Source organism: Streptomyces sp. N50, assembly GCF_033335955.1.
GTDB lineage: Bacteria > Actinomycetota > Actinomycetes > Streptomycetales > Streptomycetaceae > Streptomyces.
The window spans coordinates 6,599,011-6,625,728 of the sequence record NZ_CP137549.1; the positions used below are offsets into that span (position 1 = coordinate 6,599,011).

The window sequence follows — 26,718 nt, forward strand, 5'->3', positions numbered from 1 at the left end:
CTGAAGGGGCCTCGTCCTCAAACGCCGGACGGGCTGGGTGACCAGCCCGTCCGGCGTTTTTTGTGCACCTGGGTCCCCTCAAGCCGAGACCTTCTCCTTGCTCACCTCGGCCTGCACGTGAATCCCCCGCAGGGTCCGCGCCGCCGCGAACGCCGCCCCCAGGAGCAGCACCGCCCCGGCGATCGCCGCGCCGTGCATGCCGTCAGTGAAGGCCTCGCGGGCTGTCGCGATCAGGGCGTCTCCCGTGCGCCCTGGCAACTGGTGGGCGACGGCCAGCGCGCCGCCGAGGGTCTCGTGGGCCGGGGCGGGGGCCGAGGCCGGGATGCCGTGGCGGTAGATCGCCGTACCGATGGAGCCCAGGACCGCCATGCCGAGGGCGCCGCCGAACTCCGCGCCCGTCTCCATCAGGGAGGACGCGACGCCCGCCTTCTCCACCGGGGCGCTGCCCATCGCGAGGTCCATGATCTGGGACATCACCATGACGATCCCGGAGGCGAGGACACCGGCGGCGGCCAGGACCAGCCAGAGGGAGTCGGTGCCGGCCAGGGCCAGCAGGCCGTAGCCGCCGGAGGCCAGGGCGAAGCCGGCCGCGACGACGTGGGCGCGGTCAACTCCCTTCTGGACGAGGGTCGTTGCCACCGGGGCCGCCACGCCGACCAGGACCGAGGGGAGCAGCGCCCACAGGGCCGCCTCCATCGAGCTCTTGCCGAGCACCGACTGCAGGTACTGCGTGGTGAAGAAGGCCGAGCCCATGATCCCGAAGGTGGAGACCAGGTTCAGCACGACGGACGGGCCGAAGCCGCGGCTGCGGAAGAGGGCGGGGTCGATCATCGGGGAGGCGGTGGTGCGCTGGCGGTGGACGAAGAGGGCGGCGAAGAGCAGGCCGACGGTGATCGAGACGACGTACTGGACGTGCCAGCCCTCGGAGGGGATCTCCTTCAGGCCGTAGATCACGGGCAGGACGCCGGCCATCGACAGCGGGACGCTCGGCCAGTCGAAGCGGCCGGGGGCGGGGTTCTTGGACTCGGGGAGCAGGAACGGGCCGATGAGCAGGAGCAGTGCCATCGCCGGGAGGTTGACCAGGAAGACCGAGCCCCACCAGAAGTACTGGACGAGGACACCGCTGAGCACCGAGCCGAGGGCGACGCCCGCGGTCATCACGCCGGACCACAGACCGATCGCCTTCGCGCGCTGGCCGGGGTCGGTGAACATCGTGCGCAGCAGCGCCATCGTCGAGGGCATCAGGGTCGCGCCGCCGATGCCGAGGGCCGCGCGGGCGGCGATGAGGGTCCCGGGGCTGTCCGCGTAGGCCGCGATGACGGAGGCGGTACCGAAGGCGGCGGCGCCGATCAGGAGGAGCCGGCGGTAGCCGACGCGGTCGCCGAGCGAGCCCATCGTCATCAGCAGGCCGGCCAGGACGAAGGCGTAGATGTCGAAGATCCACAGCTGCTGGGTGCCGCTGGGCTCCAGGTCCGCGCTGATCGCCGGGATGGCGAAGTAGAGGACGGAGACGTCCATCGAGACCAGCAGGAGCGGCAGCATCAGGACGCCGAGTGCGGTCCATTCACGGCGTCCCGCACGGGAGTTGGGGGTGCTCGGGGGGTTCGGTGAGTGCGTCGGGTTCGTCATGACAGTGAATGTACGCGCGTCTTAAACGGCTGTCTAGAACGATTGTATAAGTCATCCGTCTAGGACGGTTGTATGGCGCTGGCGGTACGGTGAGGGCATGGGACACCGCGAGGATCTGCTCGAAGGCGCGAAGCGCTGCCTGCTGGAGAAGGGCTTCCTGCGTACGACCGCGCGGGACATCGTCAAGGAGTCGGGGACGAACCTCGCCTCGATCGGCTACCACTACGGTTCGAAGGACGCGCTGCTGGTGCAGGCGTACGTCTCGCTGGTCGAGGCCACGGGACACCGGTTCGAACCGGGGTGGGGGACGAGCGGGACGACGGACACGACGCCGGGTTCGATCGAGCGCTTCCTGGAGGTGTGGCAGAACATCATCAAAGCGCTACCCGAATCACGGGCGATCTGGCTGGTGAGCTTCGAACTCATCCTTCAGGGGGACCGGATGCCGGAGGTGCACCGGATGCTCGTCGCGGCCGAGGAACAGGGGCGGTTCGGGCTCCTGCCCCTGTTCAACGGCATCCCCGAGGAGGAGCAGACCAAGGAGACCGCCGACAGCGAAGGCCGCCTCTACCAGACCCTGCTCCAGGGGCTCATGGTGCAGTGGATCTTCAACCCGGAGACGGCGACCACCGCCGACCAGCTCACCGAGGGTCTCCGCCGGGTGCTGGAGGGTGTGCGGAGGGCGGAGTGACCCGGCGGTCGCGCAGCGCCGGTGCCACCGCGCCCAGCATGAGCAGCGCGGTCAGCGTGAAGGCCCACGGGTAACCCGTCAGGCCCGCCGCGACGCCGAAGCCCGCCGCGCCCACGCCCATTCCGCCGTCGTAGGCCAGGTTCCACAGGGCGCTGACCGTGCCGTACGAGGCGGCGGAGACGCGGGTGTACATCAGGGCCAGGGTGGCGTTCTGGGTGATGCCGAAGCCGGCGCCGAAGAGGGCGGTGCCCGCGACGACCGCTACCAGGTCGGTAGTTGGGGCGATGACGAGGACACCGGCCGCCGACAGAAGCAGGCCGGGCAGGACGAGCCGCGCGCTGCCGTGCCGGTCGCCGTGGCGGCCCGCGAGCCAGCGGGTCAGGGTCGAGGCCGCGGTCTGCACGAACAGGGCGGCCGCGACGACCCCGGCCGACGCCGACGGCAGGGCCAGCGGCAGGAAGGTCACCACGATGCCGGCGGCGGTGGCGGTGGCCGCGAAGACGAGGACCGGCCGGAGCAGCGCGCCGGTGCGCAACCCCCGTACGACGCCCAGTGGTTGCTCTTCGCGCTCCGCCCGGTCCGCCCGGTCCGGCAGTCCGAGTACGAAGCCGATCGCGGCCAGCGCGGCGAGGCCACCGGTGACGGCGACCGGCCCGTAGCCCACGCGCCCGGCCAGCCACAGCCCCAGCGGCAGCGCCACCAGCGACGGCACCCCGGACACCACACCCACCAACGCGAGCCCCTCGCCCCGGCGTTGGTCCGGGATCAGCGACGCGGTGAGGGCACCGCCGGCGACGATCGTCAGCGCGAAACCGATCCCGCGCACGAAGCACACGGCCGCGATCCAGGCAGCCTGCCCGGAGACGGTCAGCACCAACGCCGGTGCCCCGAGCAGGAACAGCCCGGCGATCAGGGTCAGCCGGTACCCGAAGCGGCCGACGATCCGAGGCGTGCCCAGTTCCCCGAGCACGGTCGCCAGCATCAACGACCCCGTTGCGAGCCCGGCCGCACCCCCGCCGCCCCGCTCGGCCGCATACGCCGGTACGACCGACAGCAGCAGGAAGAAACTGAGACTGGCCCCGACCATGCTGACGAAGCGGAGGAGGAGGGGGCGGGTGAGGAGCGTTGCCCGTGCGTCCGAAGTGGCTGCGGAGGAAGGGGAGTTGGGAGTGGTGGGGGTCGGGCGGTCGGGGGGCGGGCCGGTCGTCATGACGTCGACACTAGGGTCCGGCCGGGGCGTCGGTCAGTGCCAATTCCGGGCCACTGGACCGGTCAGTCACGTGGAGTCGCCGTGTTGAACAGCCTCCAGTGCCCCTCGGACACGACCTCGACACCACCACCGTCGGTCACCTTGATCGCGGTCTGGGCGTCGATGGCGTACGCCGGACCCGTCGTCCTGGCGGCCCAACGTTCCGCCTCCGCCATGGTGTTCTCCGGGCGGCCCGGGCTGTCGAGGTGCGGGAAGAGGGAGAAATCGACGACTCCCAGCGCGCTGTTGTCACCGGTGGGCGGCTTCCAGTCGGCGAAGGGCTCGCCGATGCGGGGAGTCAGAGCCATGCTTCCGGCGCTGAGCCCGACGTAGACCGTGTCGTGCAGGGACGGGAGGAGGTCGGCCAGGCCGGACTCGCGCATCCAGTGGCACAGGTACAGCGCGTCGCCGCCGTTCACCAGGAGGGCGTCCGCCTCGCGGACCCAGGAGCCCCAGCGTTCCTTTTCGATGCCGGGCAGTGCGGTGAGCTCCAGCACGCCCACCGACTTCCAGCCCAACTCGGTCATGGGGCTGGGGGATTGGCCGCTGATGAAACGCCATGGGCCGCCCGGGTCGCCGTACGGGCCGCCGTACCCGGCGGTGGGGACGCAGAGCGCGCTCGCCTCGGCGATCGGTTTGCCCAGGAGGTCGACCAGTGCCGCCAGGATGCTCGGGTTCCTGACGCCGGAGTCGGTGAGGAGAAGCTTCATCACGCCTCCACACTGATCGCGCAAGGGAGTTGGTCGGGAGACGTTAGCATCGCCAGGCCCAACTGCCCTTGTTCAGTGGGCTGTTACCGGGGCGCCGATGACGTGATGGATCGCGGACGCGGCGTCGACGGCGATGTGCGTGGGGCGGAACACCGGCTCGGTCCATGCGCGGCCGTTCGACACCCACACACTGCGTACGCCGATGCCCGCCGCGCCCCGGATGTCGGCGTGGGCCGAGTCGCCGACGACCCAGGACGAGTGGAGGGAGGCCCCGGCCTTCGTGGCCGCCGCGTGGAAGATCTCCGGTGCGGGCTTCTTGCGGCCGACGGACTCGGAGATCACCCAGCCGTGGACGATCGCGTCGAGCCCGGTGCGCCGGATCTTCAACTCCTGTTGTGCGACACGGCCGTTGGTGACGATCACGCATGTCCAGCCCGCGGCGACGGCCTTCGCGAGGGCGTCGCGCGTCGGCACGGCCAGGGTGACGCGGTCGGCGGCGCCCCGGTCGAGGAACGTCCGTACGGCATCGCCGGTGACCGTCCCGCCCTAGCGCTCGGTCATGGCCTCGGCGACCGTCCGCCTCGGCGTGTAGCCGCTCGCGTCGGCCGACATCAGCCAGGCGAGGTCGTCCGGCGGCAGACCGTGCGCGGCCAGGAAGTCGGTGCCCGCATCCCGGAACGCGGCGTCGCGGTCGACCAGGGTGTTGTCCAGGTCGAGCATCAGCAGGGGCATGCCGAGAAGTAGATCACCGGGCGCCATGTCCGCCGTCATGCCCGCGAACGTGCCTATAGGCGGGCCGACTTGAGCGCCATGTGCAGCAACAGCCGGTCCTCCCCGTCGTCCAGGTCGAGACCCGTCAGCTGCTCCACCCGCGACAGCCGGTAGTACAGCGTCTGCCGGTGGATCCCCAACTCGGCCGCCGCGCGCCCCGCTTGGCCCGCGCAGTCGAGGAACACCTCGGCGGTGCGGGCGAGTTCGTGGTGGGCGGGGGAGAGGAGGGGGGCTACGGCGGGGTCGTGCGGGGACTCCGGGGAGAGGGCGGTCAGGAGGCGGTACGGGCCGATGCGGGACCAGTCGGCGACGGGGGCGAAGCGGGGTTCCGCGAGGGCGGCGCGGCACGCCGCCGTGGCTTCCTGCCAGGCGGTGCCCAGGTCGGTGAGGCCGATGCGGGGGGTGCCGATACCGGCGACCGGGGTGGTCTCGCGCGGCGGTCGTGAGGCGCTGCTCGCCGGAGGAGTCCGGCCGTCTGCCGGCGGTCGTGAGGTGGTGTTCGCGGTGGGAGTGCCTCCGGCGGAAGACGGTTGCGACGTTCCGCCGGTCCCCGCGATCCGGCCGTGCCCGGGGGGCCGGGAAGCCGCCCCTGCCTCGGGCCCCCGCACATTCCCCGTCACCTGCGCCGCCGCACTCGCCCCGGGCCCCCGCACATCCCCCAGTACCCGCGTCGCCGCGCTCGCCGCCGGAGTCGGTACGTCCGTCGACCGCAGCCGTACCAGCACCGCCAGGCACTGCTGCTCCGCCGCACCCCACGGCACCGTGCACAGCGCCGTCGCGTGCGGGACCGTACGGGCGGAGGGGGCGTCGTCCGGGTCGGCGGACGGCCACGGCGCGACGCAGACCACCGCGTGCGGGCCGTCGCCGCGCGGGCCGAGGGCCGTGCGAAGGGCCGCCACCGCCATGTCCCGCTGCCAGCCGCGGTCGGCGGTCAGCACCGCGCGGAGCTCGCGCGTCAGGTCCGCGCCCGCCTGGGCCTCGTCCGCGAGGAGTGCGCCGATACGGGCCGCGACCTTCATCGCCGCGTCCAACTGCGGAGCGGACGGGCCCGGATCGTCGTCGTCCAGGAGCCAGACGTAGCCGAGGACGACACCCCGATGGCGTACAGGGAGGCAGATACGGCCGCGGTAGACGCCCGCCTCGGGGGTGGGTGGAATCCGGACCGGGCCGGTCGCCCGCGTGATGCCGAAGCCCTCGAACCACGTGCGGATCGCCGCCGTGGAGCGCCGGGTCAGGATCGAGCGGGTGCGGACCGGGTCCAGGGCCGATGGATCGAGGTCGCCCTCACCGTCGTAGGCCCCGAAGGCGATCAGTTCGAAGTCGCGGTTCTCCAGGGTCGCGGGGGCGCCGAGGAGCTCCGAGATCTCGTCGACCAGTTCCTGGTAGTCGCCGGTGGAATCGGTTGTCACCCGGGCATTCTCCCGCATTCCCGCGCCGCATCCGTGCCGCCTTCATACATCTGTCTGAGATCTGCGGCACGGATGCGTGACAGCTGTCGATGGCCGACGATCGGAGACGACCCTAGGTTTCACGGTGGTTGCCCGTATGTCCGACTGCTTGGAGGTACCCCCGTGCTGGGTCCCGTGATTCTCGCCGCCTCGCGCAGCGATCAGATGCGTCGGCTGATCTCGGCGGCGCCGGTGACCAAGCAGGTCGTCGACCGCTTCATCCCCGGTGAGACCGTGGACGAGATCGTGCCGATCGTCCAGGACCTCACCGCCAAGGGTCTTGAGCTGACGATGGACGTCGTCGGCGAGGACATCACCACCCCTGAGCAGGCCGCCGCCGCCCGCGACGCGTATCTCCAACTCGTCGACCGGCTCAAGGAGTTGGAGCTGGGCACCCGGGCCGAGATGTCCATCAAGCTGTCCATGTTCGGGCAGGCGCTGGACGGCGGTCATGAGCTGGCCCTCGCGAACGTCCGGCCGGTCGTCGAGGCCGCCGCCGCGATCGGCACGACCGTCACGCTCGACGCCGAGGACCACACCACCCTCGACTCGATGTTCGCGATCCACGAGGAGCTGCGGAAGGACTTCCCGCAGACCGGCTGCGTCATCCAGGCCTACCTCTTCCGCACCGAGTCCGACGCCCGCCGCCTCGCCGAGGCCGGCAGCCGCGTCCGCCTCGTGAAGGGCGCGTACAAGGAGCCCGCCGAGGTCGCCTACCAGCAGAAACACGAGATCGACAAGGCGTACGTCCGCATCCTGCGCATCCTGATGGAGGGCGAGGGGTACCCGATGATCGGCTCCCACGACCCGCGCCTCATCTCCATCGGCCAGGAACTCGCCCGGCGGGCCGGGCGCAAGCTGGACGAGTACGAGTTCCAGATGCTCTACGGGATCAGGAGTGACGAGCACCTGCGGCTCGCCGCCGAGGGTCACCGCATGCGCGTCTACACCGCCTACGGCACCGACTGGTACGGATACTTCATGCGGCGCCTCGCCGAGAAGCCGGCCAACCTCCTCTTCTTCGCACGCTCGACCCTCACTAAGGGCTGACCGAGGCCGACCAAGGCCGACCAAGGCCGACCAAGGCCGACCAAGGCCGACCGAGGCCGACCAAGGCCGACCGAGGCCGACCAGGGATTGACCCCAACACCCGCTCACGTACAAGGAGTTACGGATCTCATGGACGCTGTGACCCAGGTCCCCACCCCCGTCAACGAGCCGGTGCACGGCTACGCGCCCGGCTCTCCCGAGCGTGCCCGTCTTGAGGTCAAGCTCAAGGAACTGGCCGAGAACCCGATCGACCTGCCGATGACCATCGGCGGCGAGAAGCGGCTGGGCGGCGGCGAGCGCGTGGACGTCGTACAGCCGCACAACCACAAGGCGCGGATCGGTACGTACGCCAACGCCACCCAGGACGACGCCCAGGACGCGATCGACGCGGCCCTCGCCGCCGCGCCCGCCTGGCGCGCGATGTCCTTCGACGACCGTGCCGCGATCATCCTGCGCGCGGCCGAACTGCTCTCCGGCCCGTGGCGCGAGACCCTCGCCGCGTCCACGATGCTCGGTCAGTCGAAGACCGCCCAGCAGGCCGAGATCGACTGCCCCTGCGAGCTCGTCGACTTCTGGCGCTTCAACGTCAAGTACGCCCGCGACCTGCTCGCCGAGCAGCCCCCGGCGAACTCCCCAGGCGTCTGGAACCGCCTCGACCACCGCCCGCTCGAAGGCTTCGTCTACGCGATCACGCCCTTCAACTTCACCGCGATCGCGGGCAACTTGCCCACGGCGCCCGCGCTGATGGGCAACGTGGTCGTGTGGAAGCCGTCGCCGACCCAGACCCACTCCGCGGTCCTCCTCATGCAGCTGCTGGAGGAGGCGGGTCTCCCCAAGGGCGTCATCAACCTCGTCACCGGCGACGGCATCGAGGTCTCCAAGGTGGCTCTTGAGCACCGCGACCTGGCGGCCATCCACTTCACCGGCTCCACCAAGACCTTCCAGTACCTGTGGAAGACGGTCGGCAACAACATCGAGAAGTACCGTTCCTACCCCCGTCTGGTCGGCGAGACCGGCGGCAAGGACTTCGTCGTCGCCCACCCGAGCGCGGACCGCGCGGTGCTGAAGACGGCGCTGACCCGGGGCTCCTTCGAGTACCAGGGCCAGAAGTGCTCCGCGTCCTCCCGGGCGTACATCCCGGCGTCGATCTGGAACTCCGGTTTCAAGGAGGAATTCGCCGCCGAGGTCGACTACTTGACGATGGGTGACGTCACCGACCTGTCGAACTTCATCGGCGCGGTCATCGACGAGCGCTCCTTCGCCAAGAACAAGGCGGCGATCGACCGCGCGAAGGCGGACCCCAACTGCACGATCGTCGCGGGCGGTTCGTACGACGACTCGGTCGGCTACTTCGTCCGCCCGACGGTCGTCGAGTGCAGCGACCCGACCAACGAGGTGTTCACCACTGAGTACTTCGGCCCGTTCCTCGCGGTCCACGTCTACGAGGACGAGAACTACGACGAGATGCTGACCCAGATGGAGTCGGTCTCGGACTACGCGCTCACGGGCTCGGTCATCTCCAACGACCGCGCGGCGGCGGCCCACACGATGGAGAAGCTCCGCTACGCGGCCGGCAACTTCTACATCAACGACAAGTCCACCGGCGCGGTCGTCGGCCAGCAGCCCTTCGGCGGCGGCCGCTCCTCCGGCACCAACGACAAGGCGGGCGCCCCGCAGAACCTGATGCGCTGGACGCTGACCCGCGCGATCAAGGAGACCCTGGTGGCTCCGACGGACTATGGGTACCCGCACATGGGCTGACGCACGGTCAGGTGCTCTGAGGGGCCGGGCGGTTGCCCGGCCCCTTGTGTTTCTCCGAATGGGCCGGGCCGGTGAGCCCTCGTCTCCGATACTGACCCCGTGACCATCCGTATGCGCACCGTCCACACGGCCGACCTCACCCCGGCCGACCTCCGTGCCGCCCGCGAGCTGCTGGACGCGGCCTTCGGCGGCGATCTCACCGACCAGGACTGGGAGCACGGGCTCGGGGGCGTCCACGCGCTGCTCGCCGACGACACGGGGCGGCTCCTCGCGCACGGGTCGGTCGTCATGCGGCGGGTGCGGTATCGCGGGCGGTGGCTGCGGGTCGGGTACGTCGAGGGGGTTGGCGTGCGGCCCGGTGCTCGGCGGCGGGGGTATGGCGGGCTCGTCATGGCCGAGCTTGAGCGGATCGTCGATCACGCCTACGACGTCGGGCTGCTCGGCGCCAGCGACGACGGGGCCCGGCTCTACACCGTGCGCGGATGGCGGTTGTGGGGCGGGAAGATCTCCGCCCTCGGGCCGGACGGGATCGTTCATCTGCCCGAGGAGGAGGACAGCACCTACGTGAGACCCGCGCTCGCCGGGCCGCTCGACCTCGGCGAGGACCTCCTCTTCGACTGGCGTGACGGGGATGTGCTCTGACGGGCCGGACCACAAGAGTCCAGATCGCAAAAGTCCAGGTCAGGCGCGTGTGACTCGTTTCACCGTCTCAGATAGTAGGAAGTCCGAGTAATTGTGGAGACAGATGCGCGGTCCTGTCCTAGCTTTGTAGGAGCCGAACGTCTCGCTAGACCAAGCGAATGGCGGTCGTGAGCCGGACACCGTGCAGGCAACCCCTGTAGTTCGTCGCTCCCCGTCTCTTCCGGCGTCTCGTAACCCCCTTCAGTACTCCAGGAATTATCGAAGGAGTCGGTTCTCCATGGCCGAGACGACCGTCCGCCCCCGCGTCCGCCACGTGTCCCGCGCGAGCGAGTCCGAGCGCAAGAACGCCGCCGCCGCCCTCCAGCGCGCCCTTGACCGCCGGGACAACGGCGGCGAGACCGGCCACTGAGCCGACGTAACGCCTGTAAGCCTTCGAAGAAGCACGCCCACAAGCCGGGAGCCGCGCCCGCACGAGGTGCGGCGCGGTCTCAGTGACCGCGCCGCACCTCGAAGTGGTCGATGCGCTTGCCGTTCCCGTCGAGGGCCGACACCTTGAGCCGGGGTGTGCTCCCGCTCTCCGCCTCCACCGAGAGCAGCGAGAACCCCCGGTAGCGCACCCGCGACCACTCCACCGTCTCCGCCTGCGTGTGCTGGCCCTTCTCCCACCGCACGGTGTCGACCGTCCCGTGCCGCGTGACGTGCCCCTCGTAGCTCTCCTTGACGCCCGCCGGGAAGCCGTACAGATCGCGCCCGCCGCCGCCCGCCGTGACGTAGACGATCCCGTCCTTCGTCGGATCGGTCGACGCGCCGATCGGGACGGACCTGCCCACCTTGCCGTTCTTGATCGCGTCCGTGCGCTCGTACACGTGGTTGTGCCCGTTGATCACCAGGTCCACCTGGTGCTTGGCGAAGAGCGGCAGCCACTCCGCCCGTACCCCGCCGTCCGAGGCGTGCGACGAGGTCGAGTACGCGCAGTGGTGGAAGAAGACGACGACGAAGTCGACCTCCTTCGTCGCCCGCAGCTCACGCAGCCTGCCGTCCAGCCACGTCGTCTGCTTCCCGCCGGTGTAACCGAGGTTGGCGGTGATCTCGTACGACACGTCGTTCGCGTCGAGCGCCACGACGCCGACGTTGCCGTAGACGAAGGAGTACACGCCCGGCGCGTGCTTCGGGTCGAAGCCGTTCTCCGGGAGGGACCAGCGGGCGAGCTGGCCGCCGTAGCCGTCGGGGGAGTACCAGGCCTCCATGTCGTGGTTGCCGGTCGTCACCATCCACGGGACGGAGCGGGAGACGGGCTCGTTCTGCTTGAGGAAGAGGTTCCAGTACGTCGGGTCGTAGCCGTCCGTCGTCTTGCCGAGGCCGTTGGTGTCGGCGTAGCAGATGTCGCCGGCGTGGAGGTGGAAGGCGGGGTTCTCGCGCAGGACGACGTGGTCGTTGGCGGCGGCCGCGTTGCTCACGCCCTGGTCGCCGAAGGCCGTGAACACGAACTTCTCGGGGTTCGCGGGTGCGGTGCGGAACTCTCCGATGGTCGAGCGGTGTTGCGGCGCGGCCGGATCGAAGCCCTCGTGGCCGACGCCGTAGTAGTACGTTGTGCCGGGCTGGAGGCCGTCCAGGGCCGCGTGGACGTAGTACTGCTCGACGGCCGGGCGGACGCCTGTCAGGCCGGGGGTGTGCAGGTCGCGGACCTCGGCGGTGATCCGGCGGCTCAGGTCGTCCGGCTTCAACCCCACGCGTACGTAGGGCCTCTTGACCGCGAACGGGACCTGCCAGGAGATCCGCATCGCCGTCTTCGGGTCGGCGCCGAAGGCGAGATGGCGGCCGAAGGGGGTGACGACCGCGCCGGGCATCTTGGAGGTGGCGGGGGAGGGGACAGTCCCCTTCTGATCGCTCGTCCCCGTACCGCCACACCCCGCCAGCAGCCCGCCCGCCGCCACCGCGCCCGCCGTCACCAGCGTGCGGCGCCGGGACAGCTTCGTGCGCAGGTACTCGTACTGCTCGGCCATGCTCATCCGGACCGCGAGGTGTTCCGGGATGCCGACGTCGGGTGTCTCCATGTCGATGAAGCTGCCCCAGAAGTCCAACGGGGGCCATGCGTAAGGGTGAACGTACGTCGAACGGCCGACATCGGCGCCCAGGAGCGGTCCGCGCCCCGTCCGCATCATGGACACCCGGTGTCATCCCATGGGACGCGGAGTACGGTGGCGGGCATGTCTCGCAGCATCGATCTCGCAGTGATCCCCGGTGACGGCATCGGTCAGGAAGTCGTGGCCGAAGGTCTGAAAGTCCTCTCCGCCGTCCTTCCGCAGGATGTGAAGCTGGAGACCAAGGAGTTCGACTTCGGCGCCCGGCGCTACCACGCCACCGGTGAGACCCTCACCGACGCCGACCTGGCCGCGCTGAAGCAGCACGACGCGATCCTGCTGGGCGCGATCGGTGACCCGAGTGTTCCGTCCGGGGTGCTGGAGCGCGGCTTCCTGCTGAAGCTCCGCTTCGCCTTCGACCACCACGTCAACCTGCGGCCGAGCAAGCTGCTCCCGGGAGTCGCGACCCCGCTCGCCGGTGAGCCGGAGATCGACTTCGTCGTGATCCGTGAAGGCACCGAGGGCCCGTACACCGGCAACGGCGGCACGATCCGCAAGGGCACCGAGCACGAGGTCGCCACCGAGGTCTCCGTCAACACGGCCTTCGGTGTCGAGCGCGTGGTCCGCGACGCCTTCGCCCGCGCCCAGGCCCGCCCGCGCAAGAAGCTCACGCTGGTCCACAAGAACAACGTGCTGACCTTCGCGGGCCACCTGTGGACGAACGTCTTCAACAAGGTCGCGGCCGAGTTCCCCGAGGTCAGCACCGACTACATCCACGTGGACGCGGCGACGATCTACCTCGTCACCGACCCGGCCCGCTTCGACGTGATCGTCACCGACAACCTCTTCGGCGACATCATCACCGACCTCGCCGCGGCCGTCTCCGGCGGCATCGGCGTCGCCGCGAGCGGGAACATCAACCCGTCCGGCGAGTTCCCCTCGATGTTCGAGCCCGTGCACGGCTCGGCGCCCGACATCGCGGGCCAGGGCAAGGCCGACCCCACCGCCACGGTCCTGTCCGTCGCCCTCCTGCTGCGCCACCTCGGCTACGAGTCCGAGGCCGTGCGCATCGAGGACGCCGTCTCCGCCGACCTCGCGGACCGCACCGGCAAGCCCGCGCGCAGCACCACCGAGATCGGCGACGCGCTCGCCGTACGAGTAGCCGGCTGACCCCGCCGCCACTCGAAAACTCTCGCAGTATTTCGAAGCCGCCGGGTCGCAACCGCACCCGGCGGCTTTTCTTACGTCCCCGCCGGGTGCCACCATCATCCCTGGGTCGCATTCACGCCGTTTTCGTCCACGGTCCACCTCGCGCGATAATCGAACGCGGAGCCGCGGAATGAGGGAATGCTCGGACGTCCTAACACTGGCCACTGGCAGTCGGGGCGTGAGCGCGGCCCGTCACACACAACCGGTGAAGGACAACCACTCATGACGACGCCCACGATCGAGCTCAAGCCCTCGGCCTCGCCACTTTCCGCCGCCGAGCGCGACGCGATTCTGACGAACCCCGGGTTCGGCCGCCACTTCACCGACCACATGGTGACGATCAAGTGGACCGAGGGCCGCGGCTGGCACGACGGCCAGCTCGTGCCCTACGGCCCGCTCTCCCTCGACCCCGCCAACATGACCCTGCACTACGCGCAGGAGATCTTCGAGGGCCTCAAGGCCTACCGCCAGGCCGACGGCTCCGTCGCCACCTTCCGCCCCGAGAAGAACGCCCGCCGCTTCCAGACCTCCGCCCGCCGCCTCGGCATGCCCGAGCTGCCGGTCGAGACGTTCATCGAGGCCTGTGACGTGCTGGTCCAGCAGGACCGCGACTGGGTCCCGGCGCACGGCGGCGAGGAGTCGCTGTACCTGCGCCCGTTCATGATCGCGACCGAGGTCGGCCTGGGCGTGAAGCCCGCCAACGAGTACCTCTTCCTGGTCATCGCCTCCCCGGCCGGCGCCTACTTCCCCGGCGGCGTGAAGCCCGTCTCCATCTGGGTCTCCGAGGACCACGTCCGCGCCGTCCCCGGCGGCATGGGCGACGCCAAGACCGGCGGCAACTACGCCGCGTCCCTCCTCGCCCAGGCCGAGGCCGCCGAACAGGGCTGCGCCCAGGTCTGCTACCTCGACGCGGTCGAGCGCAAGTGGGTCGAGGAACTCGGCGGCATGAACCTGTACTTCGTCTACGGCGACCGGATCGTCACCCCCACCCTCACCGGCTCGATCCTGGAGGGCGTCACCCGCGACTCCCTCCTCACCCTGGCCCGCGACCTCGGCTACACCCCCGAGGAGGGCCGGATCTCCATCGACCAGTGGCAGCGCGACTCCGAGAACGGCACGCTGACAGAGGTCTTCGCCTGCGGTACGGCCGCGGTCATCACCCCGGTCGGCACGGTCAAGCGGACCGGCGCGGAGTGGCAGCAGTCGGGCGGCGAGCCCGGCGAGGTGACGCTGAGGCTGCGTGCGGCGCTCCTGGACATCCAGCGCGGCGACACCGCCGACAAGCACGGCTGGATGCACCGGCTCGGCTAGCCCCGACTCCCGGTCGAGCGCCGGAAATCGGTTCGACGCGTATCGCCTCCCCCGTGCGGGTATCCACTGATTCCGCAGGACACGAATCAGAGCCACAGGGTCACGGGGGAGGGGACGCGGGTGAGTGCTGGGCCGATACCGCGACTGCGCTGGCTGCTGCGCACGTTACGGACCCCGCGCCGCCCGCAGAGCCTCACCGTGCTCGCCCTGCTCGCCGGCTGCGCGGGCCTGTTGCTGTGGTTCGCCAAGCGCATGGACAACTACGGCGAGAACCTCGCCCTCAACCTGGGCACCGACATCGCCGGCGTCGTCATCACCGTCTTCGTGATCGGCCCGCTGATCGCCCGCGCCCAGGAGGGCCGGGTCCGCGAACACACCCGGCTCGACTACGAGTGGTTCGCCGCGCAGGTGTACGGCTCCACGTCCAACGTGAAGGTCCTCGACACCTTCTCCAACCTCTTCGGCCCGCAGTTCTCCGAGCGCCTCTTCCGCGGTGTCCGCTCGGCCACCGCGCACGGCGCCCGGGTGCAGATCCTGCTCCTGGACCCCGACTCCCTCGCGGTGATCCTGCGCGGGCGCGAACTCGGCGAGCAGAGCGCCGACATCCGCCGTGACATCATGCGCAACCTGCGCACCCTGGACCGCTTCGCGCAGCGCCTCGACGAGCACTCCCGGAGTCTGCTGGAGGTACGGCTGTGCTCGACCTCCCCCGGCGTGACCCTCTACCGCTGGGACGACCGCTGTCTCGTCTCCTTCCTCACCGTGGGCCGACTCTCCGGCGAGGGCGTCCAGTTGGAGGTCGCCGTCCGCTCCCCGCTCGGCACCTTCGTCGAGCAGCGCTTCGACGAACTGTGGCAGCAGGGCAGACCGATGGACCGCTTCACCCATCTGCCGGTGACGCTGGTCGACGCGGCCGACGGACGGCGGGAGTTCACCTGCCGCTTCGTCTACGTCGACGACCGCCTGTACGTCGAGGCCCCCGACCTCGTCACCTACCTGGCCCGCCGCCGCCTCGACCAACTCTCCGCCCACAGCGGGGCGCTGGGCCCGGGTGAGGCGTACGAGGTCATGGTGGTCGACGACCGCAGCGAGCTGCACGGGCGGCTCATCCAGCACTACACGGAGAAGTACGATGCGCAGGCGGCGGCCTTCGTGGAACTACGGCCGCCTACGGTCCTGGTCACGGAATAGAGGGCCCCGGCACACATGAGCTCAGCGCACCACCCCCGCTTCCGCGCCTTCACGCCCCGCGACCTGGACAGCCTGCTGCAACGCGTGCCCCTGTCGGCCGCCGAACGGCTCGCCCTCCGCGCCGTCTCTTCGGTACTGCCCTTCCGTACGAACAGCTACGTCGTCGACGAGCTGATCGACTGGTCGGCGGTACCGGACGACCCGATCTTCCGGCTGACGTTCCCGCAGGCCGGGATGTTGCCGGAGCCGGACCTCAAGCAGATGGCGGACCTGCTGTCCCAGGAGGCGCCCAAGGCCGAAGTCCTGCGCGCGGCCCACGAGATCAGGATGAAGCTGAACCCGCACCCCTCGGGCCAGCTCGACGCCAACGTGCCCGTGCACGAGGGCGAGCGCCTGGCGGGGCTCCAGCACAAGTACCCCGAGACGGTGCTGATCTTCCCGCGCCAGGGCCAGACCTGCCACGCCTACTGCACGTACTGCTTCCGCTGGCCCCAGTTCGTCGGCGAGTCCGAACTCCGCATCGCCACCGACGACATCGGCACGACCAGCGCCTATCTCCGGGCCCACCCCGAGGTCACCAGCGCGCTGATCACGGGCGGCGACCCGCTGGTGATGAGCACCGAGGTCCTTCGCCGCTACGTCGACCCCCTCCTGGAGATCGACACGATCCGCTCGATCCGTATCGGCACCAAGTCCCTCGCCTTCTGGCCGTACCGCTTCACCACCGACCGGGACGCCGACGACCTGCTGCGCCTCTTCGAGAAGGTGGTGGCGAGCGGCCGTCACCTGGCCCTGATGGCCCACTTCACGCACCCGCAGGAACTGCGCCCGCCGGTCGTCCGGGAGGCGATGCGCCGGGTGCGGGGCACGGGTGCCGTGATCCGCTGCCAGGGCCCGCTGGTGGCCGGCATCAACGACAGCGCCGAGGCCTGGGCCGAGCTGTGGGACGAGACGACCACGCTCGGCGCGGTGCCGTACTACCAGTTCGTGGAGCGCGACACCGGCCCCCAGGGCTACTTCGGCGTCCCCCTGGCCCGCGGCCACCAGATCTTCCGCGACGCCTACGCCCGCGTCTCCGGCCTCGCCCGCACGGTTCGCGGCCCGGTCATGTCCGCGATGCCGGGCAAGGTCTGCGTCGACGGCATCGCGGAGGTGGCCGGCGAGAAGGTCTTCGTGCTGCATCTGATCCAGGCCCGGAACCCGGCCCTCGTCGACCGCCCGTTCTTCGCGGCCTACGACGAGAGCGCGACGTGGTTCACGGACCTGAAGCCGGCGTTCGGGGCGAGCGAGTTCCTGCCGGGGCTGACCGGGTGACCGGGCGCTCGGTGTTCGTGCCGGCGTTGCTGGGGGCTGTGCCCCAGACCCCCCTTCGGCCTAAGCGGCCTCGTCCTCGAACGCCGGACGGGCCGAGAGGGCTGGGCTCTCCACAGGACGCGCCCCGAGTTGCAGCACCGTGTACACCACGCCTCCCACCGCCCCCGACAACAAGAAGCTGCAGTCCACCCCGCCCGTCAACGACAGCAACGGCCCCTCGTACGACGGGAGCGACACCGCCAGCAGGCCGACCCCCGCGCCCACCGCCCAGGAGATCACCGCCGGGACGTTCCAGCCCGACCGGTACCAGTAAATCCCGCCCCGGGAGCGCCGGTTGAAGACCTGGAGGGCGTCCGCGTCGTACATCCCGCCGCACCGCACGAAACCGATGAGCGTGATCACCGCCCACGGTGTGCCGATCGCCGTCAGGAGCAGGACGAAGGACGTCATCGCGGACTGGGCGTTCCAGGCGTAGTGGCCGACGAAGACGCAGGCCATGGCGACGACCGCGACCGCGCAGGTGGCCCGGGCCCGGGACGCGCGGGGCAGGATCGCGTCCAGGTCGAGGCCCATGGAGTAGAGCATCAGGCCCGCGTTGCCGACCGAGCCCGCGGAGGCGGCGAGCAGCAGCGGGACCAGGTACCAGGCCGGGGACGCCGACACCAGCGGGCCCGCGTAGTCGAGAGCCGCCCGTGCCCCGAACGCCGTGAACGTGCCGAAGAGTTGGGGGACCAGGAGCCCGGCGATCAGGCCGAGCCAGGTCGCGTGCAGGACCCGGCGTGAGGTGTGGCGGGCCGGTGAGATGTAGCGCGTGTAGTCCCCGAGCAGGGTGATGAACGCGATCGGCCCGGACAGTCCCGCCGCCACCGTCGCCAGACACCAGGTCGGCCAGAACCCGCCCAGCAGATACCCGCCCGCCCCCGGCAGCGCCCCGGTCGTGAAGTGCGGGGCGTACGCGATCACCCCGAGGACCAGCAGCGCCGTCATGCCGACGGACAGCACGCGGGACATCGCGAGCAGCACCCGGTAGCCGTACACCGCGCCCGCGACTGTCGCCGCCGCGAGCAGCGCGTACACGACGGCGTACGACACCCCGTCCGCCGGCAGCCCGAACAGCCGCCCCAGCACGCCCACCATCACATCGCCGCCGATCCACACGGTCAGCGCGGTGTAGCCGAGGGCGAGGAGCAGGCCGACCACCGAGCCGACCAGCCGGCCCCGCACCCCGAACTGGGCGCCGGACGACGTCGACAGGTTGGTCGCGGTGCGCAGCGAGACCAGCGCCAGCGGGGCCGTGAACACGGTCCCGACCACCGTGCCCGCCACGATCGAGCTCACCGACGCCCACCAGCCGAGGCCGAACGACGGCGGCAGCCAGCCGAAGATGATCACGCCGAGGCAGAGGTTGGAGCCGAGCAGGATCGACACGAGATCGCGCGGGCCGCTGGTGCGTTCCGCGTCGGGGACGGTGTCGACTCCGCGCTGTTCTATCGGCATGGTGGGCCACCTCTTTCTTAGAGTGACGTTCAATGTGAACCGGGCGAGGGTGGCGCGTCAAGCATTCCGGATATGGCTTTCAAGGTTTAGAGTGATGCTCTAAAGGAGGGATACGGGATGAGGCTCACCCCCACGGAACGCGACCGGCTGCTGTTGTTCTCGGCCGCCGAACTGGCCCGCGCCCGCAAGGCACGCGGCCTGCGGCTCAATGTGCCGGAGGCCACCGCGCTCATCGCGGACACGGTGTGCGAGGCCGCCCGGGACGGGAGGCGGCTGGCCGAGGCCATCGAGCGCGCGCGGTCCGTCCTCGGCCCCGACGACGTCCTCCCGGGCGTCGCCGACGTCGTCACCGAGGTGCATGTCGAGGCCGTCTTCGACGACGGTTCGCGGCTCGCGGTGGTCTCGGACCCGATCGGCGGGGGACTCGCCGGGGACGCCCCGGGCGCCCTGCTCCCGGGACCCCCGCACGCCGAACCCGAGGCCGTCGTCCGCGTCACGGTCACCAACACCGCGACCGTCCCCGTCTCCGTGACCTCCCACTTCCACTTCTTCGAGGCCAACCCGCGCCTCGACTTCCCCCGCGCCGAGGCCTACGGCATGCGCCTCGCCGTCCCCGCCGGATCCTCCGTCCGCTTCGGCCCGGGCGAGAGCGCCGACGTCGGCCTGCTGCCGATCGGCGGCGAGCGCGTCGCGATCGGTTTCGCGGGCCTCGTCGACGGCCCGCTGGACGCGCCGGGCGCGAAGGCGGAGGCCCTGCGCCGCGCAACCGCCTGCGGCTACCTGGGAGTTGAGCAGTGAACCCGTACGAGTACGCCGCCACCCACGGCCCCCGCGCCGGCGACCGCGTCCGCCTCGGCGACTCGGGGCTGACCATCCGGATCGAGTCCGACTCGCAGCGCTACGGCGACGAGTTCCTCGCCGGGTTCGGCAAGACGGCCCGCGACGGACTGCACCTCAAGGCCGCCGCCGTGCGCGACACCTGCGACGTCGTGATCAGCAATGTGGTCGTGATCGACGCCGTGCAGGGGATCCGCAAGGTGTCCATCGGGATCCGGGAGGGGCGGATCTGTTCCATCGGGCGGGCCGGCAACCCCGACACCCTGGACGGGGTCGACGTCGTCGTCGGCACCGGTACCTCCATCGTGTCCGGCGAGGGACTCATCGCCACCGCGGGCGCGGTCGACACCCATGTGCATCTGCTCTCCCCGCGCATCATGGAGGCCTCGCTCGCGTCCGGGGTGACCACGATCATCGGGCAGGAGTTCGGCCCGGTGTGGGGCGTCGGCGTCAACTCGCCCTGGGCGCTGCGCCACGCGTTCAACGCCTTCGACGCCTGGCCGGTCAACATCGGCTTCCTGGGCCGGGGTTCGTCGTCCGACGCGGCCCCGCTGATCGAGGCCCTGGCGGAGGGCGGCGCGTCCGGCTTCAAGGTGCACGAGGACATGGGCGCCCACACCCGCGCGCTGGACACCGCGTTGCGGGTCGCCGAGGAGCACGACGTCCAAGTCGCCCTGCACAGCGACGGGTTGAACGAGTGCCTGTCCGTCGAGGACACCCTGCGCGTCCTGGAGGGCCGGACGATCCACGCCTTCCACATCGAGGGCTGCGGCGGCGGACACGTGCCGAACGTCCTGAAAATGGCCGGAGTTCCGAACGTCATCGGCTCCTCCACCAACCCCACCCTGCCCTTCGGCCGGGACGCGGTCGCCGAGCACTACGGCATGATCGTCTCCGTCCACGACCTGAAGACCGACCTGCCCGGCGACGCCGCGATGGCCCGCGACCGCATCCGCGCCGGGACGATGGGCGCCGAGGACGTGCTGCACGACCTGGGCGCGATCGGTATCACCTCGTCCGACGCGCAGGGCATGGGCCGGGCGGGCGAGACAGTCCGCCGTACGTTCGCGATGGCCGGGAAGATGAAGGCCGAGTTCGGCGCGCTCGGGGATTCTCCGGAGACGGACCACGACAACGAACGCGTCCTGCGCTACATCGCCAAGCTGACCGTCAACCCCGCGATCGCGCACGGACTTTCGCACGAGGTCGGCTCCATCGAGGTCGGCAAGCTCGCCGACATCGTGCTGTGGCGGCCGGAGTACTTCGGCGCCAAACCGCAGCTCGTCCTGAAGTCCGGGTTCCCGGCGTACGGCGTGGTCGGCGACCCCAACGCGGCGACCGACACCTGTGAACCCCTCGTCCTGGGGCCGCAGTTCGGCGCGCACGGCAGCACGCCCGCCGACATCTCCGTGGCCTTCGTGGCCCAGGCCGCCCTGGACCAGGGCGGCGACGCCATGCCAACCCGCCGTAGGCGCGTGGCAGTTCGCGGCACCCGGGGCATCGGGCCCGCCGACCTGCGGCTCAACTCCCGTACCGGAGCGGTCGATGTGGACCAGCGGACGGGCCTGGTCACCCTCGACGGCGAACCGCTGCGCTCGGAGCCGGCCGACTCGGTCTCCCTCAACCGCCTTTACTTCCTCTAGGACTTGGGACTTCTGATGAGTTTCCGTATGCCCCCCGAATGGACCCCGCACGAGCGCACCTGGATGGCCTGGCCCGGACCCAACCCGACCTTCACCAACGCCGACGAACTGGCGGAGGCCCGCGCCGCCTGGGCGTCGGTGGCCCGTGCCGTGCGCCGCTTCGAACCGGTGACGATGGTGCACGGGCCGGGTCAGGGCGACTCGGCGCGCGAACTGCTCGACCCGGACGTGGAGCTGATCGAGCGCGAGCTGGACGACGCGTGGATGCGGGACATCGGCCCCACGTTCGTCATCGACGGCAACGGTGAACTGGCCGCCGTGGACTGGACGTTCAACGGCTGGGGCGGACAGGAGTGGGCCCGTTGGGAGCACGACTCCAAGATCGCCCGCCATGTCGCCGACCTGGCCGGAGTCCCCGCGCTCAGCAGCACGCTCGTCAACGAGGGCGGCGCGATCCACGTCGACGGCGAGGGCACGGTGCTGCTCACGGAGACGGTCCAGCTCGGCTCCGGCCGCAACCCCGGCTGGACCCGCGAGCAGGTCGAGGCGGAGATCCACGCCAGGCTCGGCACCACAAAGGCGATCTGGCTCCCGCACGGCCTCACCGGGGACTACGGCGTCTACGGCACCCAGGGCCACGTCGACATCGTCGCGGCCTTCGCCGGGCCCGGCACCGTCCTGGTCCACAGCCAGCGCGACCCGGCCCACCCGGACCACGCCCGCTCGCAGGAGTACCTCGCCCTCCTCCGCGCCGAGACCGACGCGAAGGGCCGCCGCCTGGAGGTCGTGGAGATCCCCGCCCCGACGGTCCTCAAGGACGAGGACGGCGACTGGGTCGACTACTCGTACATCAACCACTACCTCTGCAACGGCGGGGTCGTCCTCTGCGCCTTCGACGACCCGAACGACGAGGTCGCGGCCGGGATCTTCCGCCGCCTCTTCCCCGAGCGGACGGTCACGCTGGTGGACGCCCGTACGATCTTCGCGGGCGGTGGAGGCATCCACTGCGTCACCCAGCAGCAGCCGAAGGTCCAGTGACCCGGCGGGAGGGAGCCGGACGATGGCCGGTGCGCGGAAGAACGCGCCGCCGCGCGAGGACGTCCTCGCCGCGGCCATGGGCATGATCGCCGAGCACGGCCTGGAGCAGCTCACCATGGCGGCGCTAGGCCGCGAGGTCGGCATGAGCAGCGGCCACCTCCTCTACTACTTCCACTCCAAGGACGAACTCCTGCTCCAGGCCCTGGAGTGGAGCGAGGGCAGGCTGGGCGCCGAACGCGGACGCCTGCTCACCCGTACGGGGGCGACGGCCCGCGAGCGCGTCGACGCGTACGTCGACCTGTATGTCCCGGAGGGCCACCGCGACCCGCACTGGACCCTGTGGCTGGAGGTCTGGAACCGCTCGCAGAACGCCGATGACGAGGCCCGCGACCGCCAGGCCGCCATCGAGGGCGTCTGGCACCGCGACCTGGTCGCACTGATCGCGGAGGGGGTGTCACGGGGTGAGTTCCGGGCAGTCGACCCGGACCGTTTCGCCGCCCGCCTCCGCGCTCTCCTCGACGGCTTCTCCATCCACGTGGCGATCGGGCTGCGGGGCACGGACCGGGGGCACGTGCTGGCCCATGTGCGGGAGTTCATCGCCGACTCGCTGCTCGCGCGCCCGGCGAGTTGATCAACCGACTGTTCGCATCATGAGACGGACGGTGAGCACGGACGAGGGGTGTGCCAGACTGCGTCCGTGTTCTCGTTCGCCACGATTATTGGCAGCAGGCGCGCCGGTCCGCAGTGACCGCCTCGTACGACCAGGTACGGGCGGCCACCGTCGTCACTCGACCCGCGCGCAGACCTCTCGCACCCGCGAGGGGTTTTTCGCTTTTCTGGCCCACCCGCAGCCGGGAAAGCAGTGCGAGGGATCATTGAGGGACGGTGGAGCCGGTCATTCCGGTACAGACCGAGATTCAGATCCTCAGGAGCCAGACCATGACGGAAACCAGCGAACTCGACGATTCGTTCCATGTCTTCGACACGACCCTGCGTGACGGCGCGCAGCGGGAGGGCATCAACCTCACCGTCGCGGACAAGCTGGCCATCGCTCGGCACCTGGACGACTTCGGCGTGGGCTTCATCGAGGGCGGCTGGCCCGGCGCCAACCCGCGGGACACCGAGTTCTTCGCCCGCGCCCGGCAGGAGATCGACTTCAAGCACGCCAAGCTCGTGGCCTTCGGCGCCACCCGGCGAGCGGGCGCGAAGGCGGCCGAGGACCCGCAGGTCAAGGCGCTCCTGGATGCCGACACCGAGGTCATCTGCCTCGTCGCGAAGTCCCACGACCGCCACGTGGAGCTGGCGCTGCGCACGACCCTCGACGAGAACCTGGCGATGGTCCGCGACACCGTCTCGCACCTGGTCGCCCAGGGCCGCCGCGTCTTCGTCGACTGCGAGCACTTCTTCGACGGCTACCGCGCGAACCCCGAGTACGCGAAGGCGGTCGTACGGTCCGCCGCCGAGGCCGGCGCCTCGGTCGTGATCCTCTGCGACACCAACGGCGGGATGCTCCCGGCGCAGATCCAGGCGGTCGTCTCCACGGTCCTCGCCGACACCGGCGCCCGGCTCGGCATCCACACCCAGGACGACACGGGCTGCGCGGTCGCCAACACCCTCGCCGCCGTCGACGCGGGCGCGACCCACGTCCAGTGCACGGCGAACGGTTACGGCGAGCGTGTAGGCAACGCCAACCTCTTCCCGGTGGCGGCGGCCCTGGAGCTGAAGTACGGCAAGAAGGTCCTCCCCGACGGCAAGCTCCGCGAGATGACCCGCATCTCGCACGCGATCGCCGAGGTAGTGAACCTCACCCCCTCGACCCACCAGCCCTACGTAGGCGTCTCGGCCTTCGCCCACAAGGCGGGCCTGCACGCCTCCGCGATCAAGGTCGACCCGGACCTGTACCAGCACATCGACCCCGAGCAGGTCGGCAACACCATGCGGATGCTGGTCTCCGACATGGCGGGCCGAGCGTCGATCGAGCTCAAGGGCAAGGAACTCGGCGTAGACATCAGCGGCGACCGCGAGCTGGTGGGCCGGGTGGTGGAGCGGGTCAAGGAGCGCGAGCTCAAGGGCTACACGTACGAGGCGGCAGACGCGAGCTTCGAGTTGTTGCTCCGCGCCGAGGCCGAGGGCAAGGCCCGCTCCTACTTCGAGGTCGAGTCCTGGCGCGCGATCGTAGAGGACCGCCCCGACGGCACCCACGCCAACGAGGCCACGGTCAAGCTCTTCGCCAAGGGCGAGCGCATCGTAGCCACCGCCGAGGGCAACGGCCCGGTCCACGCCCTGGACCGCGCCCTCCGCGTAGCCCTGGAGAAGATCTACCCCCAGCTCGCCAAACTGGAGCTCGTCGACTACAAGGTCCGCATCCTGGAGGGCAAGCACGGCACGTCCTCCACGACCCGCGTCCTGATCGCCACGTCGGACGGTTCGGCGGAGTGGTCGACGGTGGGCGTGGCGGAGAACGTCATCGCGGCGTCCTGGCAGGCGCTGGCGGACGCGTACACGTACGGCTTGCTGAAGGCGGGCGTGGAGCCGGCGGAGTAAGACAGCCAAACGCCGGAGGGGCTACTGATCAGCCCCTCCGGCGTTTGAGGAGCGGGGGTCCAGGGGGCAGAGCCCCCTGGCGGGGCCTGGGGCGGAGCCCCAGAAGGATGGGACGGGTAGGGGCGGCGGGGGCGAAAACCTACTGCAGATGCCACTTCTGGTTGGCGGCCCCGGTACAAGTCCAGATCTGCGCCCGAGTCCCGTTGACCGACGTATTGCCCGTCACATCAAGGCACTTGTTCGCCGCCGTATTCACCACATCCCCGGTACTCGCGTTGTACGACCACTGCTGCGCGGCGGTCCCATTGCAGTCGTACAACTGCACCTTCGCCCCATCCGCCGTCGAAGCCGACGTAACGTCAAGGCACTTGCCCAGCGCCCGCACCGTCCCGTCGGTCCCCACGGTCCACTGCTGCGCCGTCGAGGAGTTGCAGTCGTAGAGCTGGACTGCCGTGCCGTTGGTGGTCGAACCCCCGGCCACGTCAAGGCACTTGCTCGCGAGCCCGACGAACGCCCCGGTCTGGCTGCCGCCGCCGGCCTGCGTCCCCGTCCACGTGAACGTCGCGGACGTCTTCCCCGGCAACGAGTAAGTCGCGTGCTGCCCACCCCAGTTGATGGTCACGGTCTTGGCGGCGGAAGAGTCGTTGTACGCGATGAGCGCCTTGGACCCATCCGGATTACGCCAAGCGACGTTAGGCACGTTCGTGGACGCAGTAGAAGCGATCCGCTGAGCACCCGGCCGTACGAACTTCGTCAGTTGCCCCATCGTGTAGTACTCGACGGTGTAGTCGACGGTCCCGCTCGCGCCATCCCCGTTGTGCACGGTGATGAGCCCGGTGCAGGTACCACAACCCCCGTTGTGCGGGCCCATGTTCTGGTCCACGGCGAGCGACCACTTCGTCACCGACTTCGCCCAGTTCCGGGTGTAGTCGATGATGTTGTTCATGTCCTCGCGCTGCTGGTTGGCGATCCAGGTGCCACCGGAGTGCTCGGTGCCGAAGGCGTCCAGCGTCGGGTACTGGTTGTGGACGGTGGTCTGCTTGGTGACGTCACCGCCGTAGCCGTGCCAGGCGATCCCACCGAAGTTGGGGTTGGAGCGGACGGCCGCGTCGTCGACCGTCGAGGCCGCGTACGAGTCGTACACGTCCCAGTTCCAGTCGTGCGCCAGCACCTTCGTCGTCAGCCCGGACGCGTTGAGCTTCGGGAGCAGCTCGCTCTTCGTGAAGTACGCGAGCCCCGACGCGTTCCAGCTCATCGACGGGTAGCCGGAGCAACACGTCGGCTCGTTCTGGACGGTCACGTACGACACCGGAACGCCCTGATCCTTGTACGCCTGGAGGTACTTGACGAAGTAGTTGGCGTACGCCCCGTAGTCCTCGGACTTCAGCCAGCCCCCGTTGAGCGAACCGCTGTCCTTCATCCACGCCGGTGCCGTCCATGGCGAGGCCATGACAGTCAGAGAGGGGTTGAGGGTCAGCGCCTGCTTGGTCAGCGGCACGACATCGGCCAGATCGTGCGCGATCGAGAAGGAGTTGAGGTTCGGGTCGGTCTGCCCGGCGGCCACGTCGTCGTACGAGTAGCCGTACCGGGCGAGGTCCGACGCGCCCATCGGGTTGCGCAGGAACGAGAGCCCGATCCCGTCCGTGGGCGAGAACAGCTTGGTCATGGTCGCGTTCCGGGTCGCCGTCGACAGCGCGCCGCTGCTGTTCATCAGCCAGGCCGCCGTGTCCGTGAAGGACGCGCCGCCCCCGGTGAACGTCTGGTAGCGGGTGTTCTCGTCGACGGTGATGTTCTCGCCGCTGCCGCCTGTCCCGGACGAGAAGGCGAACGGCGTCTGGGCCTGGAGGCCGCGCGTGACATGGCGTCCGGCGGCGTCGTCGGTGGTGGTGAGCCAGGCTGTGACCTGCTCACCGGCGGCGTGTGCGGGGGGTACGGCCGCGGTGAAGCCGGCCACGGAGAGCAGTCCGGCGAGCAGCAGCCGGGCCGTGCGGGGGGTTCTCCTGGACATGGATGCGTTAGCCCTTCCTGACGAGACGTCTTGACGGGTCTGCGGGCCGTTAGTTAACTCACGGCGTGATCTAAGTCATGAGTGAACTGTGCGA

The 26,718-nt window shown here is 70.1% G+C and carries 22 protein-coding genes and 1 pseudogene; 14 read left to right on the plus strand and 9 right to left on the minus strand.

Annotation, left to right across the window (positions count from 1 at the left end; genetic code table 11):
* Positions 1 to 78: 78 nt before the first annotated feature.
* Positions 79 to 1,629, minus strand: coding sequence for an MFS transporter (locus R2B38_RS29875; RefSeq protein WP_318018996.1), 1,551 nt, complete (start codon positions 1,627 to 1,629; stop codon positions 79 to 81).
* Between the two features lie 97 nt (positions 1,630 to 1,726).
* Here R2B38_RS29875 and R2B38_RS29880 point away from each other — a divergent pair, with 97 nt between their 5' ends.
* Positions 1,727 to 2,320: a TetR/AcrR family transcriptional regulator gene (locus R2B38_RS29880; RefSeq protein ID WP_318018997.1), complete on the plus strand. Its 594-nt coding sequence runs from the start codon at positions 1,727 to 1,729 to the stop codon at positions 2,318 to 2,320.
* On the opposite strand, the gene R2B38_RS29885 is transcribed toward R2B38_RS29880, so the two are convergent.
* The 5 genes and pseudogenes from R2B38_RS29885 to R2B38_RS29905 form a co-directional block, all read right to left on the minus strand.
* Positions 2,271 to 3,530, minus strand: a complete 1,260-nt coding sequence (locus R2B38_RS29885) for an MFS transporter (RefSeq protein WP_318018998.1) — start codon at positions 3,528 to 3,530, stop codon at positions 2,271 to 2,273. The two genes, R2B38_RS29880 and R2B38_RS29885, sit on opposite strands and share 50 nt — an antisense overlap.
* Before the next feature lie 62 nt (positions 3,531 to 3,592).
* The gene (locus tag R2B38_RS29890) at positions 3,593 to 4,279 is read right to left on the minus strand and encodes a Type 1 glutamine amidotransferase-like domain-containing protein (RefSeq protein WP_318018999.1); all 687 of its coding nucleotides are present in this window, start codon (positions 4,277 to 4,279) and stop codon (positions 3,593 to 3,595) included.
* Positions 4,280 to 4,351: 72 nt separating this feature from the next.
* Positions 4,352 to 4,765, minus strand: a pseudogene (locus R2B38_RS29895) (HAD family hydrolase); the annotation flags it as partial.
* Positions 4,766 to 4,825: 60 nt separating this feature from the next.
* Positions 4,826 to 5,050 carry a hypothetical protein gene (locus tag R2B38_RS29900; protein ID WP_318019000.1) on the minus strand — a complete coding sequence of 75 codons (225 nt, stop codon included), beginning with the start codon at positions 5,048 to 5,050 and terminating at the stop codon, positions 4,826 to 4,828.
* Between the two features lie 14 nt (positions 5,051 to 5,064).
* A complete protein-coding gene (locus R2B38_RS29905) occupies positions 5,065 to 6,477 on the minus strand; it encodes a PucR family transcriptional regulator (RefSeq protein WP_318019001.1) in 1,413 nt (470 codons plus the stop codon).
* A gap of 144 nt (positions 6,478 to 6,621) precedes the next feature.
* Here R2B38_RS29905 and R2B38_RS29910 point away from each other — a divergent pair, with 144 nt between their 5' ends.
* The 4 genes from R2B38_RS29910 to R2B38_RS29925 all read left to right on the plus strand — a co-directional run bounded on the left by R2B38_RS29910 (position 6,622) and on the right by R2B38_RS29925 (position 10,360).
* Positions 6,622 to 7,548, plus strand: coding sequence for a proline dehydrogenase family protein (locus R2B38_RS29910; RefSeq protein ID WP_318019002.1), 927 nt, complete (start codon positions 6,622 to 6,624; stop codon positions 7,546 to 7,548).
* Positions 7,549 to 7,677: 129 nt separating this feature from the next.
* Positions 7,678 to 9,309 (plus strand): L-glutamate gamma-semialdehyde dehydrogenase, encoded by a 1,632-nt coding sequence (gene pruA / locus R2B38_RS29915; protein WP_318019003.1) that lies wholly within the window; start codon positions 7,678 to 7,680, stop codon positions 9,307 to 9,309.
* A 99-nt stretch (positions 9,310 to 9,408) separates the two neighbouring features.
* Positions 9,409 to 9,951 (plus strand): GNAT family N-acetyltransferase, encoded by a 543-nt coding sequence (locus R2B38_RS29920; protein ID WP_318019004.1) that lies wholly within the window; start codon positions 9,409 to 9,411, stop codon positions 9,949 to 9,951.
* A gap of 277 nt (positions 9,952 to 10,228) precedes the next feature.
* On the plus strand, positions 10,229 to 10,360 hold the full coding sequence (locus R2B38_RS29925) for a hypothetical protein (protein ID WP_106971096.1): 132 nt from the start codon (positions 10,229 to 10,231) through the stop codon (positions 10,358 to 10,360).
* A 79-nt stretch (positions 10,361 to 10,439) separates the two neighbouring features.
* Here R2B38_RS29925 and R2B38_RS29930 read toward each other — a convergent pair whose 3' ends face one another.
* On the minus strand, positions 10,440 to 12,005 hold the full coding sequence (locus R2B38_RS29930) for a metallophosphoesterase family protein (RefSeq protein ID WP_318019005.1): 1,566 nt from the start codon (positions 12,003 to 12,005) through the stop codon (positions 10,440 to 10,442).
* A gap of 153 nt (positions 12,006 to 12,158) precedes the next feature.
* On the opposite strand from R2B38_RS29930, the gene R2B38_RS29935 reads away from it, so the two are divergent.
* The 4 genes from R2B38_RS29935 to R2B38_RS29950 all read left to right on the plus strand — a co-directional run bounded on the left by R2B38_RS29935 (position 12,159) and on the right by R2B38_RS29950 (position 17,057).
* Positions 12,159 to 13,202: a 3-isopropylmalate dehydrogenase gene (locus R2B38_RS29935; RefSeq protein WP_318019006.1), complete on the plus strand. Its 1,044-nt coding sequence runs from the start codon at positions 12,159 to 12,161 to the stop codon at positions 13,200 to 13,202.
* 261 nt (positions 13,203 to 13,463) lie between these two features.
* Positions 13,464 to 14,552, plus strand: a complete 1,089-nt coding sequence (locus R2B38_RS29940; RefSeq protein ID WP_318019007.1) for a branched-chain amino acid aminotransferase — start codon at positions 13,464 to 13,466, stop codon at positions 14,550 to 14,552.
* 120 nt (positions 14,553 to 14,672) lie between these two features.
* A complete protein-coding gene (locus tag R2B38_RS29945) occupies positions 14,673 to 15,743 on the plus strand; it encodes a hypothetical protein (RefSeq protein WP_318019008.1) in 1,071 nt (356 codons plus the stop codon).
* Between the two features lie 15 nt (positions 15,744 to 15,758).
* Positions 15,759 to 17,057: a lysine 2,3-aminomutase gene (locus R2B38_RS29950; protein ID WP_318019009.1), complete on the plus strand. Its 1,299-nt coding sequence runs from the start codon at positions 15,759 to 15,761 to the stop codon at positions 17,055 to 17,057.
* 60 nt (positions 17,058 to 17,117) lie between these two features.
* Here the strand turns inward: R2B38_RS29950 and R2B38_RS29955 are convergent, their stop codons facing one another.
* A complete protein-coding gene (locus R2B38_RS29955; protein WP_318019010.1) occupies positions 17,118 to 18,554 on the minus strand; it encodes a cytosine permease in 1,437 nt (478 codons plus the stop codon).
* Between the two features lie 117 nt (positions 18,555 to 18,671).
* Between R2B38_RS29955 and ureA the strand changes: the two genes are divergently transcribed.
* The 5 genes from ureA to cimA all read left to right on the plus strand — a co-directional run bounded on the left by ureA (position 18,672) and on the right by cimA (position 24,616).
* Positions 18,672 to 19,352 (plus strand): urease subunit gamma, encoded by a 681-nt coding sequence (ureA, locus tag R2B38_RS29960; RefSeq protein ID WP_033282720.1) that lies wholly within the window; start codon positions 18,672 to 18,674, stop codon positions 19,350 to 19,352.
* On the plus strand, positions 19,349 to 21,034 hold the full coding sequence (locus tag R2B38_RS29965; RefSeq protein ID WP_318019011.1) for an urease subunit alpha: 1,686 nt from the start codon (positions 19,349 to 19,351) through the stop codon (positions 21,032 to 21,034). Before ureA ends, R2B38_RS29965 begins: the two co-directional genes overlap by 4 nt.
* A gap of 15 nt (positions 21,035 to 21,049) precedes the next feature.
* On the plus strand, positions 21,050 to 22,072 hold the full coding sequence (locus tag R2B38_RS29970) for an agmatine deiminase family protein (protein ID WP_318019012.1): 1,023 nt from the start codon (positions 21,050 to 21,052) through the stop codon (positions 22,070 to 22,072).
* A gap of 22 nt (positions 22,073 to 22,094) precedes the next feature.
* On the plus strand, positions 22,095 to 22,703 hold the full coding sequence (locus tag R2B38_RS29975) for a TetR/AcrR family transcriptional regulator (RefSeq protein WP_318019013.1): 609 nt from the start codon (positions 22,095 to 22,097) through the stop codon (positions 22,701 to 22,703).
* 308 nt (positions 22,704 to 23,011) lie between these two features.
* A complete protein-coding gene (gene cimA / locus R2B38_RS29980) occupies positions 23,012 to 24,616 on the plus strand; it encodes a citramalate synthase (protein ID WP_318019014.1) in 1,605 nt (534 codons plus the stop codon).
* Positions 24,617 to 24,755: 139 nt separating this feature from the next.
* Here cimA and R2B38_RS29985 read toward each other — a convergent pair whose 3' ends face one another.
* Entirely contained in the window at positions 24,756 to 26,624 is a 1,869-nt protein-coding gene (locus tag R2B38_RS29985; protein ID WP_318019015.1) for a ricin-type beta-trefoil lectin domain protein, read from the minus strand.
* Positions 26,625 to 26,718 lie beyond the last annotated feature (94 nt).

Excerpts from the sequence above, each read along its gene's own strand:
- R2B38_RS29880 (WP_318018997.1), top strand. The coding sequence starts at position 1,727 with ATGGGACACCGCGAGGATCTGCTCGAAGGCGCGAAGCGCTGCCTGCTG.
- R2B38_RS29875 (WP_318018996.1), bottom strand. The coding sequence starts at position 1,629 with ATGACGAACCCGACGCACTCACCGAACCCCCCGAGCACCCCCAACTCC.
- R2B38_RS29885 (WP_318018998.1), bottom strand. The coding sequence starts at position 3,530 with ATGACGACCGGCCCGCCCCCCGACCGCCCGACCCCCACCACTCCCAAC.
- ureA (WP_033282720.1), top strand. The coding sequence starts at position 18,672 with ATGAGGCTCACCCCCACGGAACGCGACCGGCTGCTGTTGTTCTCGGCC.
- R2B38_RS29925 (WP_106971096.1), top strand. The coding sequence starts at position 10,229 with ATGGCCGAGACGACCGTCCGCCCCCGCGTCCGCCACGTGTCCCGCGCG.
- cimA (WP_318019014.1), top strand. The coding sequence starts at position 23,012 with ATGACGGAAACCAGCGAACTCGACGATTCGTTCCATGTCTTCGACACG.
- R2B38_RS29890 (WP_318018999.1), bottom strand. The coding sequence starts at position 4,279 with ATGAAGCTTCTCCTCACCGACTCCGGCGTCAGGAACCCGAGCATCCTG.
- R2B38_RS29940 (WP_318019007.1), top strand. The coding sequence starts at position 13,464 with ATGACGACGCCCACGATCGAGCTCAAGCCCTCGGCCTCGCCACTTTCC.
- R2B38_RS29935 (WP_318019006.1), top strand. The coding sequence starts at position 12,159 with ATGTCTCGCAGCATCGATCTCGCAGTGATCCCCGGTGACGGCATCGGT.
- R2B38_RS29900 (WP_318019000.1), bottom strand. The coding sequence starts at position 5,050 with ATGACGGCGGACATGGCGCCCGGTGATCTACTTCTCGGCATGCCCCTG.
- R2B38_RS29950 (WP_318019009.1), top strand. The coding sequence starts at position 15,759 with ATGAGCTCAGCGCACCACCCCCGCTTCCGCGCCTTCACGCCCCGCGAC.
- R2B38_RS29985 (WP_318019015.1), bottom strand. The coding sequence starts at position 26,624 with ATGTCCAGGAGAACCCCCCGCACGGCCCGGCTGCTGCTCGCCGGACTG.
- R2B38_RS29930 (WP_318019005.1), bottom strand. The coding sequence starts at position 12,005 with ATGGAGACACCCGACGTCGGCATCCCGGAACACCTCGCGGTCCGGATG.
- R2B38_RS29905 (WP_318019001.1), bottom strand. The coding sequence starts at position 6,477 with ATGCGGGAGAATGCCCGGGTGACAACCGATTCCACCGGCGACTACCAG.
- pruA (WP_318019003.1), top strand. The coding sequence starts at position 7,678 with ATGGACGCTGTGACCCAGGTCCCCACCCCCGTCAACGAGCCGGTGCAC.
- R2B38_RS29975 (WP_318019013.1), top strand. The coding sequence starts at position 22,095 with ATGGCCGGTGCGCGGAAGAACGCGCCGCCGCGCGAGGACGTCCTCGCC.
- R2B38_RS29955 (WP_318019010.1), bottom strand. The coding sequence starts at position 18,554 with ATGCCGATAGAACAGCGCGGAGTCGACACCGTCCCCGACGCGGAACGC.
- R2B38_RS29970 (WP_318019012.1), top strand. The coding sequence starts at position 21,050 with ATGAGTTTCCGTATGCCCCCCGAATGGACCCCGCACGAGCGCACCTGG.